General features: G+C 46.8%; 13 protein-coding genes. 10 read left to right on the forward strand and 3 right to left on the reverse strand.

The window, feature by feature from the left end:
* Positions 1-233: 233 nt before the first annotated feature.
* The 4 genes from dapC to dacB all read left to right on the forward strand — a co-directional run bounded on the left by dapC (position 234) and on the right by dacB (position 6447).
* A complete protein-coding gene (gene dapC, locus EGV92_RS05395; protein ID WP_131668765.1) occupies positions 234-1499 on the forward strand; it encodes a succinyldiaminopimelate transaminase in 1266 nt (421 codons plus the stop codon).
* A gap of 177 nt (positions 1500-1676) precedes the next feature.
* On the forward strand, positions 1677-3722 hold the full coding sequence (locus EGV92_RS05400) for a DUF294 nucleotidyltransferase-like domain-containing protein (RefSeq protein WP_131668224.1): 2046 nt from the start codon (positions 1677-1679) through the stop codon (positions 3720-3722).
* A 3-nt stretch (positions 3723-3725) separates the two neighbouring features.
* The gene (locus tag EGV92_RS05405) at positions 3726-4331 is read left to right on the forward strand and encodes a 3'-5' exonuclease (RefSeq protein WP_131668225.1); all 606 of its coding nucleotides are present in this window, start codon (positions 3726-3728) and stop codon (positions 4329-4331) included.
* Between the two features lie 163 nt (positions 4332-4494).
* Entirely contained in the window at positions 4495-6447 is a 1953-nt protein-coding gene (gene dacB / locus EGV92_RS05410; RefSeq protein ID WP_131668226.1) for a D-alanyl-D-alanine carboxypeptidase/D-alanyl-D-alanine endopeptidase, read from the forward strand.
* 35 nt (positions 6448-6482) lie between these two features.
* On the opposite strand, the gene EGV92_RS05415 is transcribed toward dacB, so the two are convergent.
* Positions 6483-7070, reverse strand: coding sequence for an O-acetyl-ADP-ribose deacetylase (locus EGV92_RS05415; RefSeq protein WP_131668227.1), 588 nt, complete (start codon positions 7068-7070; stop codon positions 6483-6485).
* A gap of 185 nt (positions 7071-7255) precedes the next feature.
* Here EGV92_RS05415 and EGV92_RS05420 point away from each other — a divergent pair, with 185 nt between their 5' ends.
* From EGV92_RS05420 to EGV92_RS05430, 3 genes are all read left to right on the forward strand, one after another.
* Complete coding sequence (locus EGV92_RS05420; protein ID WP_131668228.1) at positions 7256-7807, forward strand: DUF421 domain-containing protein; 552 nt, start codon at positions 7256-7258, stop codon at positions 7805-7807.
* Between the two features lie 192 nt (positions 7808-7999).
* Complete coding sequence (gene rlmH / locus EGV92_RS05425) at positions 8000-8488, forward strand: 23S rRNA (pseudouridine(1915)-N(3))-methyltransferase RlmH (RefSeq protein WP_131668229.1); 489 nt, start codon at positions 8000-8002, stop codon at positions 8486-8488.
* 232 nt (positions 8489-8720) lie between these two features.
* A complete protein-coding gene (locus tag EGV92_RS05430) occupies positions 8721-9590 on the forward strand; it encodes a DODA-type extradiol aromatic ring-opening family dioxygenase (RefSeq protein ID WP_131668230.1) in 870 nt (289 codons plus the stop codon).
* 38 nt (positions 9591-9628) lie between these two features.
* Here EGV92_RS05430 and EGV92_RS14265 read toward each other — a convergent pair whose 3' ends face one another.
* Entirely contained in the window at positions 9629-9760 is a 132-nt protein-coding gene (locus EGV92_RS14265; RefSeq protein ID WP_278248249.1) for a hypothetical protein, read from the reverse strand.
* A 75-nt stretch (positions 9761-9835) separates the two neighbouring features.
* Complete coding sequence (locus tag EGV92_RS05435) at positions 9836-10018, reverse strand: hypothetical protein (RefSeq protein WP_131668231.1); 183 nt, start codon at positions 10016-10018, stop codon at positions 9836-9838.
* Positions 10019-10414: 396 nt separating this feature from the next.
* Between EGV92_RS05435 and EGV92_RS05440 the strand changes: the two genes are divergently transcribed.
* The 3 genes from EGV92_RS05440 to pepF all read left to right on the forward strand — a co-directional run bounded on the left by EGV92_RS05440 (position 10415) and on the right by pepF (position 14358).
* On the forward strand, positions 10415-11740 hold the full coding sequence (locus tag EGV92_RS05440; protein WP_131668232.1) for an MBL fold metallo-hydrolase: 1326 nt from the start codon (positions 10415-10417) through the stop codon (positions 11738-11740).
* Between the two features lie 175 nt (positions 11741-11915).
* Complete coding sequence (locus EGV92_RS05445; RefSeq protein ID WP_131668233.1) at positions 11916-12332, forward strand: hypothetical protein; 417 nt, start codon at positions 11916-11918, stop codon at positions 12330-12332.
* 139 nt (positions 12333-12471) lie between these two features.
* On the forward strand, positions 12472-14358 hold the full coding sequence (pepF, locus tag EGV92_RS05450; protein ID WP_242678629.1) for an oligoendopeptidase F: 1887 nt from the start codon (positions 12472-12474) through the stop codon (positions 14356-14358).
* Positions 14359-14706: the final 348 nt, after the last annotated feature.

A 14706-nucleotide genomic window follows, 5' to 3' on the forward strand; every position in this document is an offset into this window, starting at 1 on the left:
GTAAAGACGCTGTAGGATACTAACGTCAATCATCCTCATGTAATGGTCTTTATACCGCGTCCATGCACCAGTGTTTCGTCATTAAATTTTGCTTGGGCCTTGCGAACATAAGACACATCTTATCGAAAGTGCTACACTGCGAATAATCTCAATTTCACACACCGAACGACCCATTTAAACAAGTTTAAATTACTAAACTTTTGTTGTTAATTTTTATTATAGATATGAATATGATGAATAACAAACTCACTCGACTACACCCATACCCCTTCGCTAAGATGGCTACATTGCTCGCCAACTCGTCACCCGCACTTGATTATAAAGAGATTAAACTAGGTATAGGCGAACCAAAACATCCGCCACCGGCATTTGTCTTGGACGTAGTAGCAGAAAATTTGGACAAATTAGCTAATTATCCTACGACCAACGGTATGTTTGAGCTGCGTCAAAGCATCGCCCACTGGCTTGAGCGGCGTTTTTTACTGCGGCACATTAGTCCCGATACGCAGATACTACCCGTCATGGGCACGCGTGAAGCGATATTTAGCAGTGTGCAAGCCATTATTGACAGTGATAGCGCTAAGCATGTTGCTAACAGTAAGCACCAAGAAAAATCAGACTCCCCTATCGTAGTGATGCCCAATCCGTTTTATCAAATCTATGAGGGCGCTGCTTTATTGGCTGGCGCAGAGCCTTACTTTGTGCCATGTACGGTAGACAATCATTTTAAAGGCGACTATCGTAGTGTGCCTGCTGATGTTTGGGCGCGAGCGCAGCTGGTCTTTGTCTGTAGTCCTAATAACCCCACCGGCGCAGTCATGACTACCGATGACTGGGAGTATCTCATTCGGCTGTCTGATAAATATAACTTTGTCATTGCCAGCGATGAGTGTTACAGCGAGTTGTATTTTGACACGCCACCAGTCGGTCTACTGCAAGCCTGCGCTCAGATCGGCCGCAATGACTTTAAAAACTGCATCGTCTTTCACTCCCTCTCAAAACGCTCTAATCTGCCCGGTCTGCGCTCTGGCTTTATAGCAGGGGATGCTCAGGTATTATCCGCGTATCTCAAGTACCGTACCTATCAGGGCTGTGCTATGCCTATACCGCATCAGCTCGCCTCCATAGCGGCTTGGCAAGATGAGAAGCATGTCATAGACAACCGTAGGCTATATGCGCAGAAGTTTAAGCTATGGCAACAAGAGCTTGGTGATGAGCTGTCCCTGAGCATGCCAGATGCGGGCTTTTACCTTTGGGTTAGAGCACCTGAGGCCTTTACTGACGCTGAGGGCCAGCCCGATGATGAGGCGTTTGTCACCGCGCTATATGAGCAAGTCAATATTCACGCACTAGCAGGACGCTACCTGTCGCGTGAGGTGAACGGTGTCAATCCTGGTCGTGGTTATGTGCGCATAGCCTTGGTAGCAAGTATGACAGAGAATCAAGAAGCGATTGAGCGTATCAAAAGACTATTGGCTTCAAGATGCGCTTTAGACTAGCGCCAGAGCAGCTAGAAGAGTAGTTAGGTCTATAGTGAGTTAACGCTTAAGTTGTCTCTTAAATCGGCTGACGGGCCAGATAATGGCCCAAAAGTTGATATTCTCCTTGCACCTTTATAGCATTGCCCTTTAAGATAAAACCATACTATTAGCAAGGTCAATGCAAAGGAGCTGCTTGTGACTCGCTTGGATTTCTCTCAGCCACCCTTTGATGTGTTAAGCCCAGCGGAGCGGCAGAGCCTGAAGGTTCACAGCCAAGTGCGTTACTTAGCCAAAGGCCACAACCTTGGCATAGAAGATCACGATTATTTTTATGTGGTACTAAAAGGTCATATCCAGCAGCTGTTAAATGGCGATTTTATCAGCGACTTTAGTGCCTCAGAGTTCAGCAATGACTGGTTTGATGCACGTAGACCTGTCAGTCGCACCGACCTATGTCATCAAGACAGCGGCGCTGAGTCAGCAGCTGCCTCAAAATCTTCGGTAATCTCAACCGAAGCAACCCAAACAATTCAAGTAACCCAAGAGCCAGAGCTCGCACCAACTGCTGTCTATCAATATAGCGCTTTAGAAGACACCTTACTCATGCAGATAGAGGCGCAGGCTATCGATCGATTGTGCGCACAGAACCATCATATTCGCCAGCTTCTCTCCGGCGAGTTGGGTGAGCGTATGAGAGCGCTTAATCAGCGCCGTGCCAACAGCCCCCTCACTACAACTGCCTCCTCCATCGCCACTCATACAGATGGCCAAATCCTAGTCATTGATACTCGGCAACGCGAAATACAGCAGCTGATGTTACAGCCCATCACCACTATTCCACTGTTGCCAGTGCATGTCATCGATGAGAATGCCAGCCTGCTAGAAGCCGCTCAGACCATGACCAAAGCAGGACTCAAGCACGTCTTGATCACTCGTAGCCCTAGTCCTGAGCGTCATCCTACTAAGGATCAAGATAGTCGTATCGGTATCTTGACGGATGCAGATATCTGCCGCGCTGTAAGCGACATGGTCGATATGGCAAATACGCTTTGCTTAGAATATGCCAAGTTTAGACTGCGAACTATCACCCATGATCAGGATGTCAGTGAAGCGCTACTGGCCATGATTAGATATCGAGTCCATCGACTTCCTGTCGTTGGCGCTGATAATGAGATAATCGGGGTACTCGGTCAGAGCGACTTGTTGGCCTTTTTAAATCAGCACTCGCAGCTGATCACGGTACAGATCGAGCAAGCTGAGTCGATCGACATGCTATATAGTGCTGTCGAGCAAATCGGTCAATATATTAGAGCACAACAGCAAAATGGTATTAAAATCGGTGTTATTAGTAGAATGGTTCAGACACTAAACGCTCAAGTATTTACTAAGCTGTGGCGTCTCATCGTCCCAGAGATGGTATTTGAAAATACTTGCGTCATCGTGATGGGATCTGAGGGGCGTGGTGAGCAGATAATGCGTACCGACCAGGACAATGCTTTAATTATCCGCAACGGCTTTAGTCATCCTGATTTGGCCGAGTTCGCTGAGCGCTTTAATCAGACACTTGCCGAGCTTGGCTATCCGCGGTGTGATGGCAATATTATGATGACCAACCCCATTTGGCGACTGCCACTCAACCGATTTAAGTCGCAGGTAAGCACTTGGTTTGCCGCCCGTGAGCCTAATCATGCTATTTGGTTATCTGCCCTACTTGATGCCGCCTATGTCTGCGGCGATGAGCGCTTACTGACCAGCCTACGTACCCACCTTAAGATCGCTCATAACAATGCTGATCCTATGTTTGTTCGTAGCTTTGCCAACGCAGCGCTACAGTTTGGCGATGTTAATCAGTGGTGGCAGAAATTTGCACCGCTAATCGGTAAACCTGCTAGCCAAGATATCGATCTCAAAAAAGCCGGTCTCTTTCCGCTAGTGCATGGCATTCGTGCTTTGGCACTCGAGCACAATATCTTAGAGGTCACCAATAGTAAAGCGCGGTTAAAAGCCCTTACGCAAGCAGGGGTCTTTAACCAAAAACGTGCTGATACCCTAAATGAAGCTTTGGAGTTTTTTATGAGTCTTCGCTTGGGTGTGGCCTTAACGACGGATGATAAATTCGCCCGCCAAGTCGATCCCAATACTTTATCAGCCCTCGAACGTGACCTCCTTAAAGAGTGCCTAAATGTGGTAAAGAGCTTCAAAAACCAACTGCGCCATCACTATCAGCTAGAGGTTGCGTAACTGATGAGCTTTTTTTATAACCTTAAATCCCAACTACAAAAACGCGCCTTAACGCGGCCTGAGCTTGCCAGTATTTTCACTGCCCCAAACGAGCAACAATGGGTCGCTATCGACTGTGAGATGACAGGGCTTAACCCTAAACAGAACCACCTACTGTCCATCGCTGCCATTCATATCAATGGCGACCGTATTGATACCGGTCATGGCTTATATGTGGTCTGCCGGCCACCAGTCATGCCCGCTGCTGACACCATTATCATCCATGGACTACGCCCAAGAGATGTGCAAGGCGGGATGGCTTATGAGGAGATGCTGGCTCTAATCTTACCCTTTATAGGTAACCGCCCTATTGTCGGATTTTGTACTGCCTTGGATTTGGCTTTTTTGAATCCCTTAGTCAAGGCTTATATGGGCACGGCATTGCCCAACCAAACTATTGATATCCGTGATCTGTACAATTGGCGCACTGGTAACCGTACCGGCGGTATCAATCACCATTCGCATCATTTACATAATATCGTCAAAGAACTCAACATCCCTGAGCTTGGTAACCATGATGCCTATAATGATGCGGTTATGACAGCAATGGTGTTTTTGCATCTACGCTGACGCCATCTAAGTGTAATGACTAATCAATTTATCTGATAACTATTGAGGTGGCGCTTTTTAAACTTTTTCTCATCGCTTTTTATTCTCTGACTTCCCAATACCTCTACTTCATAGTAGAGTACTTGCATTTCAGCCAGATACTTGAAAAGTTGTTGTTAATATCATGCCAAAGCCCTCCTTTACGCCTTCACCCTTATACCGATTCCTAAGCCGAATTATCCTTTTAGGCTGCGGGCTAATTATTAATCTTGCTGCCTATGCCGAACTGCCTACCGCTGTGCAAGACGCCTTGAGCCGTGCCGATCTTAGTGCTGAAAATATTAGTCTTATTATCATGCCTGTTATGCCTGAGACACCAGGCCAACCAAGCAACCAAGGCCAACCGACTCAAAGCCACCTGCCCGCGGTTGTCACCCCAGAAGGGCAAGAGTTAGGAGACAGTCCTCAGTCGTCTGATACTGATAAACCATCTGACCCTGCACAGTCGTCTGATATTGTTAAGCCGTCTAGTATTGACAAACCGTCTGATAATAATGGCGTGGCAGCTGCTGAAAATATGGTCACTCAAGTCGATGTCGATCATACAATCACAGGCGATCAGCTGGCGATAAATCAACAACAACCCTCATCTCAAAGTGGCGCGTCCACCTCTACTGCTATAGCACCTCCTAAACCTGAGCCACTGACCAGCGGTATTTTTCACAATCCTGAGCTGCCGCGCACCCCAGCCAGTACTATGAAGCTCATTCCGACGTTTATCGCTTTAGATACTTTGGGCAGTGATTTTGTCTGGCAGACACGGGTCTATTACTCAGGCTTACGGGTTGGCGCGCAGTTATATGGCGATTTAATTATTCAGGGTAGCGGCGACCCAAAGCTCACTGAAGACCAGCTGCGGCAGCTGCTCTATCAAGTCACTAAGGCAGGCATTCGCCAGATTCATGGTAATATCATCATTGATACCTCGGTATTTCAAAACGTCACCAAGGACCCTGCCGCCTTCGACAATGATCCATTACGGCCCTATAACGCCAGTCCCGATGGATTCTTGGTCAACTACTCTAGCATGGAGATTCATAGCTATCCTGACGAGCATGGTCTTGCTCAGCTTACCTATCGTCCGCGGCTAGCCGACTATCAGCTTCCTGACACGGTTAGTGTGCGTCCAGACCAAAGCAGCTGCCAAAGTATCCGTTATAGCCTAGACCCGTATTGGGGTAGCGTGGGATTAAGCTTTAACCGTGCACTACCTAATGGCTGCGCTGAGCATACTTTTTACGTCGCTTTTCCAGATGCCAAAGTCTTTGCCAGTCGCGTGGTAGCGCAGCTATGGAGCGATCTTGGTAATACAGTATCAGGAGCGGTGATCAGTCAAGAGCAGCCAGCTCAACGCGCTTCTATGGCGGCGCTGCCCATTGTGAGCTACCCTTCTTTTCCACTAGCAAGTCTCATTCATGACATCAATCATCACTCTAATAATGTTATGACTGAGCAAGTCACTTTATCGCTGCCAATCTATGCAAAGTCTGCTAAAGCTCGCTTGCAAAACGAGTCTATCCACACCCCACCGCTGCTTAAAGCCAGCTGTACACCTAGCAGACAAATCAGCAATAATATTGCTAATACAAAAAGCCGCTTAGCAAATTACAAACGGCACTCAAGCCTATATTATGACCAAGCTTCAAGCGACTACCCTACAGCACTTCAGACTATGAACCAGTGGTGGCAGCAGCACCTAACGACTCCACCGCCAAATATGACCAACGGCTCAGGTCTATGCCGTAGCTGTACTGTCAGCGCAAATAACTTAGCGGAGCTGCTGCAATATGCCTACCACCACCCTGAATTTAGCAGTTATGTCGACTCGCTTGGGGTGGCCGGAGTTAGCGGTACCATCGCCGATCATGGTCTACGCTTGCCAAGCTCACAGGCAATTGGCCGGGCATGGATAAAGACTGGCACTCTATCCAACGTCACAGCCATGGCCGGCTATGTCAAAGGACTATCTGGGCAAGACTATGTGGTGGTGGGTATCATTAATAATGAACAAAAAATTAACACCTATGCTGCGCGGCTGGCGCTCGATCAAATGCTCGACTGGACAGCGCAGCACTAGGACATAGGTGAGTTAATAATTGCTTGAAGGCTACTCTATTGGCTGTTTTGTAGCAAGCGCTCGTACACTGCCGCATCACTAGCAGAATAGCAGCAGAAGATAACTTGGCTTATAGTAAGCTTGTCGCTACTTTGAGCGCACTCTGTTAAATAGGTGCTGACGCTATCGATAGCGACTTGAGCGGCTTGTGCTACAGGATAGCCATAGACACCGGTACTAATAGCAGGAAAGGCTATACTAGTCACCTCATGTTGCTGGGCTAACTCAAGAGCGTGCTTATAACAATTAGCAAGATTGGCCGCCTCACCCCGCTGTCCGCCATGCCATACAGGACCGACTGTATGAATGACATAGCGACAAGGCAGCTTAAAGGCTGGACTAATCTTTGCCTCCCCTGTCTGACAGCCATTTAGCGTTCGGCAATACTCAACCAACTCCGAGCCTGCTGCTCGATGGATAGCGCCATCGACACCGCCGCCACCAAGTAGGCTTGAGTTCGCTGCATTGACAATAGCATCGACCTCAAGCTTAGTAATGTCGGCTTGAACCACGGTCAGCTCAACCTTGGTCTGCTGTAGCCCATTGTATAGTGTCTTGTTAGTCCAAGCTTGCGGCTGTGACATTGTCTTCTCCTAGTTTGTCTGAGCAAATGAGGGTAAGATAAGAGATAGCTAAATCACCCCCTATATTAGTCATTTACATCGTTATTTTATAGCTTCACTAATCACCTTTATGCTCTAGTACAATATTTGTCCTATAACGAGCATTCTCTACTACAATAAAAGCGATATTTGCTTTAGGAATTAATATGGAACATTTATTTTTTGACAGCTTTGACAAGCTAGGAAGAATTGTCATAGCCTCAGCACTGGTCTATATACTGATCGTCGTCGCGACCAAGATCTCAGGCAAGCGCTCGACCTCTCAGCTTAATAACTTTGATTGGGTAGTAACGGTGATGATTGGCTCCATTGGAGCCAGTACTATTCTCCTAAAAGGCGTTCCCTTTATTGAGGGTAGTGCCTCTATTTTGACCCTCTATACCTTACAGTTTGTCGTTACCAAAACTGCTGCTATCTCACCAAGCTTTTGCTCTGTCTTGCTATCAGAGCCGCGAATTGTCTTTTATCAAGGTCAGTTTTTACCCGATGCTATGCGTGCGGAGCGCCTGTGTCGGCAAGAGCTAGAATGCGCTATGCGCTCTGAGGGTATCAATAATCATGACGATGTGGAGGCTATTGTATTTGAGACCGATGCCAAGCTAACCGTCATTCCACGACAAAAATCTACTGATAATGTTAAGACCGATAGTGATAATCTGCCAATCTCTCAGACTATCGATCAATTGGTAAAGCGTTAATAATTGACTTTTTGAAGACCATTGAATGCCATTTATTTAAACAAAGACTGTATTACAACAACTTTGCTTTAAGCATAAAATTTCAAGAGGATAGTCAGTATATTATTAGCATGACTTTGGATTAAGCAGCTTATATCATGCCATAATCTTGGCTTAATTATATTGGTTCACCTTTAGAGTACGACAGTAATTATGAAATTAAGAATCTTGACCATTGGTCACAAAATGCCCAAGTGGATTCAAAGCGGCTTTGACGATTATCACAAGCGTATCCAACCCATGCTAACCACTGAGATCGTTGAGCTGCCTGCCGCCAAACGCGCCAAAAACCCTTCAGAAGCTAATCTGGCTCAGTACCGCGAGCAAGAAGGCGAGGCCATCTTAAACGCGCATAACAGCGCCAGCCGCGAGCAGCTCTGGGTACTCGATGTCAAAGGCAAGTCACTATCGACAGAAAAGCTCGCGGTAAAGCTAGCAGACGCCATGCAGCTAGGGGATGATATAGCTCTCGTTATCGGGGGGCCGGATGGGGTATCCCCTGCTGTACTCGCTGCCGCCGACTATAAATGGTCATTATCTGAGCTGACCTTGCCGCACCCACTAGTACGCGTGGTGCTTATGGAGCAGCTGTATCGGGCCATGAGTATTAATAATAATCATCCCTATCACCGTGGCAACTAACGTGTGCTAAATGTAGTAAACCCACTATAAAAATAATACAGTGATACTGCGATGAATTTTTTGTAGCCTCTGTTAGCGTAGTCACAGCAAGTTAGAAAATTTATACCAGTATCGCGCTTGAGCTTATCTTTATCACTTTATTGTCGGTCGATTACATAGCGGCTGGCTAAGGACCAATGGCAAGACACGAAGATAGGTTTAAACTCATCTTTATTGTCCCCATAATGTAGCAATGAGTGCTAACAATTACCCGTCCTATTATGATCAGCTGTTGGCGTCAAGTCAGCCTGCCTTATCGAGCCAGTCTATTTTTGCAGACCCTGCCACGCCTTTAGCCAAAACCGCCACCCTTCCTGCGTTATTCATCTCGCACGGCGCGCCCACGCTTGCCCTTGAGCAGTCGGCGACTACCAATGCTTTAGCCCGCTTAGGGCAAAATTTACCCAAGCCACGGGCTATCGTCATTATGTCAGCCCATTGGCTGTCCCCTAAGCTGGAGCTTAGCAGCCACCCAGCGCCTGTGACCTGGCATGACTTCTCCGGACTGGCGGATGAACTTTATCAAATCCGCTATCCCGCGCATGGGCATCCACAGCTCGCAGAAGCGCTAGCCCAGCAGCTGGCTGCTCGCAGTATCACTTGTAGCGTTAATCCACTTCGCGCTCTTGATCATGGGGTATGGTCGCCGTTATTACACCTGTATCCCGATGCCGATGTGCCCATTGTGCAATTGTCGCTCCCACAGCATTACGATAGCCATGCTTGCTATCAGCTGGGGGCTATATTCGCCGCGCTGCGTCAAGAGCAGATATTACTCATAGGCTCTGGCAATATCACTCACAATCTAGCAGCGATGCGCTGGGACGCGGACAGTATTGATGAGTCGGCCAAAGCATTTAAGATATGGTTATTGGCTCAATTAAAGACAGATATTCCGGCTGCGCTTGACTGGCAGCAGTTCAAACACGCTCAACAGGTGCATCCAAGCTCAGAGCACCTGATGCCATTATTTTTTGCTCTTGGCGCAGGTCAGCGCGTCTCAGTCGTGCACGAGCGAATGGCGCATCATAGCTTGGGGATGGATATTTATCGCTTTGATTAGCGCAACCCCTAGCCTTAAGCTGTCTGGCCTTTTTAGGCTTATCCTGTCTTTTTAGTTTTTTCAAATGCAGCTTTAGTAAACCGCCCTACCCGCTCAATCTCATCCGCTAAAGACAGCTGCACCATCTCGCTATCGACAGGCGGTATGATATTGATACTACAGCTGCCCATCTTGATCGGCTCGCCCTCAACATAAAAGGACAGGTCCTTTAGTAGATAAAGCACGCCTGAGAATATACGGTACAGTCACCCACTGCATTCAGCATTATAGGCATACTCATGCAAACGGTGAATAATAGCGTTAAGCTTAGGATTGAGTTTGTCGGCTTGAAAGATAGCGGCGACTAGAGCTTCTGTAGCACTCATAGCGCCTAATAGGATTAACTGAGCCAGTCCAATAGCATCATACTGGGCATATTCTTTGAACACGGATCACCTTCCTTCCATGGAGATTTAACCCTCAGGCGTATATCCTGATAACTTAGCCAATAACAAAGATTCGTCTAATTTTTATCAATTTCAATAAATGACTAACATCATTGCAGCTATTTATAACAGTTAAAATTAACACTACTAAATCGTATTAAGCCTCAGCTTTCCTATAACTTTTCTGTGGTTATGGATTATTCAATATCTGTATTATTTAAGCGTTGCCATCTAAGTAATCGCGCAAGTGGTTCATATAACAACCTTAAGTCACATAATGTTAATGATAGGCTGCTTTAATATAACCCTAATAATCTTATGTCCTCTTATTGCGTTTTCTATCACTAGATCTGTACGCCATTACCTCCCTTAATCGTTTTAATTAATAGGATCTAATCGATGATTTATACAATATTAACGATGGTAAAGTGGCTCTCTATCTTGCTTGTGGCTTTAGTGCTGATTATTGCTACTGGCATTCTGCTGTTTTTGAAATTCGCTCCTGCCTTTGGTGGTAGACCAGATGCCGAGACTTTAGCGAGAATTAAAGCGTCTAAACATTTTAATGGTAAGACATTTATCAATATTGTGCCGACGCATGCTAGTACGATAGAGATTGAGAATATGGCAGCGACTGACTCCTCAGAAGACGGCCACATACTCTGGCAGTTTTTGTTCCCCCCTAAAGGGAAGAATCCCAGTCAACCCTTAGTCAGTCACCAGTTGGCACTAGCAGATAGTGATCCGCATTCAAGCTCAGCGCTCAAAGAAGGCGAATTCATATGGCTTGGCCACTCAACCGTGCTATTTCGTGCAGAGGGTAAGACCCTGATTACCGACCCTGTCTTTCACCGCGCCTCCCCTGTACCACTTGGCGGCAAACCCTTTGCCATGACTGATTCGCCAAGAGTAGCTGATTTACCCTTTATCGATGTGGTGCTCATCTCGCACGATCACTATGACCATCTAGATCATAGAGCTATCAAACAGTTGGTTCAGCAAAATAAAGCAGGGCATTTTTACGTACCGCTTGGGGTCAAGGCGCATCTGATCCGTTGGGGCGTAAGCGCGGACAAGATTACAGAATTTGATTGGTACGAAGAAATCATACTTAGCGAAAACACCCCCACTAAGCTAACCCCCAGTAACCCTGCGCTAGTAGGAAAATCAGCACAAAACAAACGACAACTTACTACGCATGAGCTGCGCTTGGTCTTTACCCCAACGCGTCATTTTAGTGGTCGGCGCATCAAGGGTCATCGCACCACACTTTGGGGCAGCTGGGTCGCGCAGTCTAATAAGCTAAGCGTGTATTTTAGTGGTGATGGCGGCTACTCCGCTGAGTTTGCCAATATTGGTAAGCACTACGGGCCATTTGATATCGCTTTTGTGGAAGATGGTGCCTATAACGAGCGTTGGCGCGATGTACATATGCTGCCTGAGGAGTCAGCACAAGCAGGATTTGATCTAGGCGCTAAGGTTGTGCTGCCCATTCATTGGGGTAAGTTCGACCTGTCTACGCATCATTGGCGTGAGCCTGTACTGCGGTTGAAGCAAGCCGTAGCCGATGGCAATACTAAGGTGTCACCTGAGCGGCAAATTAAGCTTGCGACGCCGCGAATCGGTGAGAGATTCAATCTGGACAACCTGCCTAATGGAGCTTGGTGGGAGACTGAGAAGCAAATCCAAATGGCTAATACTAAGCTAGCAAAATCAAGTGCTTAATATACCCCACTAGTAATTGGCTAAGATAAGTTTATTATTTAAACCATCGGTGGTAGCGCCATTTAACACGCTTTTAGCTCAGCTAGGAGCAATAGTAATGCCAAGTGAGCGACAGCGCGCATTAGCGACGTGTTTACTTTGAGCAATCTGTCTAATGGGGCTTGATGGGAGGATTATGCCGAGTAAACTAATTGGTGATGCTAATGTTTTTTTAGATTGTATAGGAAGGCAACATCCTGATAATAGAATACTGGATGCTGCGCTAATAGTCGCTACAGACTTCGCCATCACTGAAACCAACTATGATGAAAAGATAGAGTATTGGGAATTCTTCAAAAGAGGGGTTTGCTTTGCATTTTATGACGCGCAGCAATTGAACACGGTCTTCATCTATACTCAAGCCTTAGAGGCGTATCAGGCCTATCCTTTGTTAAGAGATTTGATCAAAGGCCTCAATTATGGCTCCTCTAGATCAGAGATTATTAAGCTATTGGGGTTTCCTGCTACTAATAGTCACCACTATATCAAGTATTACGTCGGCAAAAAATACATCCATTTCGAATTTGATAATTTTGATAATAGTGAACTCTGAGACTTATCACCATTAGTCAGGACTAAAACTAGGAATTCGTCCTTTTTGCTGACGATAGATCGATGCTAAGCCTATCAATGTGAATCAGCCTCTTTGCTAAATAACAAATCTACTCAAAGCCACAAATTTAAGGTCTACCATGAGCCAAGCTACCACTAAAACCATGCCCACAACAAAGCCCCTACCTTTGCGTAAAGACGTCCCCACCCATCTGACCTGGGACATGAACGCGCTTTATCCTACGCCTGCGGACTTCTATGCCGACCTAGACCAAGCGACCAAACTTGCCGAGCAGCTCAGCAGTGATGCTCTGCTTGAGCTTACCGATGCCGCTAGTATTATTACTTTGCTTGAGGTCTATGAGCGCTATCTGAGCATTTTGTCCAAGGCGGGCACTTATGCCGGTGCGCAAAGTGCCGTCGATATGAGCGATAGCGAGCTGCAAATTCGTGCCCAAGACTTTGACTCAACGGTAGCTAAGTTGGGCAGCCAAACCACTATTGTCTTACAGACACTCAAACAAGCCGATGAGGCGCTAATAAAACAAGCCATCGAACTCAACGCTAAGTACCAAGCCTTTTTGACTGACTTACTGGCGCAAAAGCCGCATACCTTAAGCTTAGCGGTTGAGACAGCGCTTATTTCCTTATCTCCTGTGTTAGAGCTGCCCTATAACAACTACGAGCAATGCAAACTGGCCGATATGACTTTTCCCGACTTTGAGGTCAATGACGCTGAAGGCAATACTCAAAGTTATCCACTTAGCTTTTCCGCCTTTGAAAATGAGTACGAGAGTGACACGCGCACCGACTTTCGCCGTGCCGCCTTTCAAGCCTTCTCCGCACGATTGCGTCAGTCACAGCACACCATCGCCAGCGACTACCTAGCTCAGGTGAAAAAAGAGAAAATCCTTGCCGACATGCGCGGCTTTGATTCGGTATTCGACTACCTGCTACATGAGCAAAAAGTCCCGCGCGCCATGTACGATGAGCACATCGACACCATCATGACTCATCTAGCTGAGCCGATGCGCCGCTATGCTCGCCTGCTTAAAGAGGCCAATGGCATCGACAAAATGACCTTCGCCGATCTAAAAGTCCCCCTTGATGCCAACTTTGTCGCCAAGGTCAGCATTGACGAAGCCCAAGACTATTGCGTAGAGGCCTTGTCGCTATTGGGCAACGAGTATACCGACATGGTCAAACGCTCATTTAGTGAGCGCTGGTACGACTTTGCACAAAACCAAGGCAAGAGTACTGGCGGCTTCTGCGCCTCTCCTTATGGTGAGCACTCTTATATCTTGCTGTCTTGGACGGAAAACTTAGGCGATGTCTTTACCCTTATTCACGAAATCGGTCACGCTGGACATTTCTTTAACTCAGCCCAGCAGCAAAACTACCTCAGCTATGAGCCATCGCTATACTTTATCGAAGCGCCCTCCACCTGCAATGAGCTGCTGCTTGGCCATCATCTATTGCAACAAAAGCAAGACGATATTGCTTTTCAGCGTTACGTCATCGCCTCCCTACTGTCCAACACCTACTACCACAACTTCGTCACCCACTACTTAGAAGCCCACTTCCAGCGTGAAGTTTACCGCGCCGTCGATGCCGGCAAAAACCTAAGCACCGAAGACTTACATGCGCTGAAAAAAGCCACCCTGCAACAGTTCTGGGGCGACACAGTAGAGATTGACGACGATGCGGCCCTCACTTGGATGCGCCAGCCCCACTATTATTTGGGATTGTATTCTTACACCTATAGCGCAGGCCTGAGTATCGCCACGCAACTGTTTAAGAAGCTGCGCAGCGGCGGCTCTTTGAATAAAAACGTCATCGACAATTGGCTAGCCGTACTGCGTGCAGGCGGCTCGAAAACTCCAGTCGAGCTGGCGCAGATGATCGGCGTCGATATCACGGACAAGGCTACATTGATTGATAGCATTGGCTTTATTAGTGAGTTGGTTGATCAGGCGATTGAGCTTACTGAGCAAATGACTCAAAAACATAATGACGCTTCAGCTTAGATAGGCTAATGACTAGATTTACGTAGGTTCTAGCTAGCGTAGGCTAGGGCTGTAGCCTAGCTTGGTAATATGGTCGAATCGTTGGATTGTCGATACTACTGGGGTGAACCTAGCCTATAACCGCTGTGATTAAAGCGCGACATCGGGCAGACGCTGCAAATAGGGTGAGTGTGTCCTTCAAGCAAATTTAATTCGAACTGATGGCCTATCAATAATTATCCCTTTTCGTTATTAATAGGCCATCATATTTATAATTTTAACCATATATAGTTCACTAAAATTGTTTCGGCACGGTAGCTCATTAAGCTTTATCTTGTTAACTTTGCTTAATTTTTTCAAAGTTAATGA

The sequence above is a fragment of the Psychrobacter pygoscelis genome (assembly GCF_004335015.1).
Classification (GTDB): domain Bacteria; phylum Pseudomonadota; class Gammaproteobacteria; order Pseudomonadales; family Moraxellaceae; genus Psychrobacter; species Psychrobacter pygoscelis.

Excerpts from the sequence above, each read along its gene's own strand:
- EGV92_RS05420 (WP_131668228.1), top strand. The coding sequence starts at position 7,256 with ATGGAACATTTATTTTTTGACAGCTTTGACAAGCTAGGAAGAATTGTC.
- EGV92_RS05445 (WP_131668233.1), top strand. The coding sequence starts at position 11,916 with ATGCCGAGTAAACTAATTGGTGATGCTAATGTTTTTTTAGATTGTATA.
- dacB (WP_131668226.1), top strand. The coding sequence starts at position 4,495 with ATGCCAAAGCCCTCCTTTACGCCTTCACCCTTATACCGATTCCTAAGC.
- EGV92_RS05440 (WP_131668232.1), top strand. The coding sequence starts at position 10,415 with ATGATTTATACAATATTAACGATGGTAAAGTGGCTCTCTATCTTGCTT.
- EGV92_RS14265 (WP_278248249.1), bottom strand. The coding sequence starts at position 9,760 with ATGGGCAGCTGTAGTATCAATATCATACCGCCTGTCGATAGCGAGATG.
- EGV92_RS05405 (WP_131668225.1), top strand. The coding sequence starts at position 3,726 with ATGAGCTTTTTTTATAACCTTAAATCCCAACTACAAAAACGCGCCTTA.
- EGV92_RS05415 (WP_131668227.1), bottom strand. The coding sequence starts at position 7,070 with ATGTCACAGCCGCAAGCTTGGACTAACAAGACACTATACAATGGGCTA.
- pepF (WP_242678629.1), top strand. The coding sequence starts at position 12,472 with ATGAGCCAAGCTACCACTAAAACCATGCCCACAACAAAGCCCCTACCT.
- EGV92_RS05430 (WP_131668230.1), top strand. The coding sequence starts at position 8,721 with ATGAGTGCTAACAATTACCCGTCCTATTATGATCAGCTGTTGGCGTCA.
- rlmH (WP_131668229.1), top strand. The coding sequence starts at position 8,000 with ATGAAATTAAGAATCTTGACCATTGGTCACAAAATGCCCAAGTGGATT.
- dapC (WP_131668765.1), top strand. The coding sequence starts at position 234 with ATGAATAACAAACTCACTCGACTACACCCATACCCCTTCGCTAAGATG.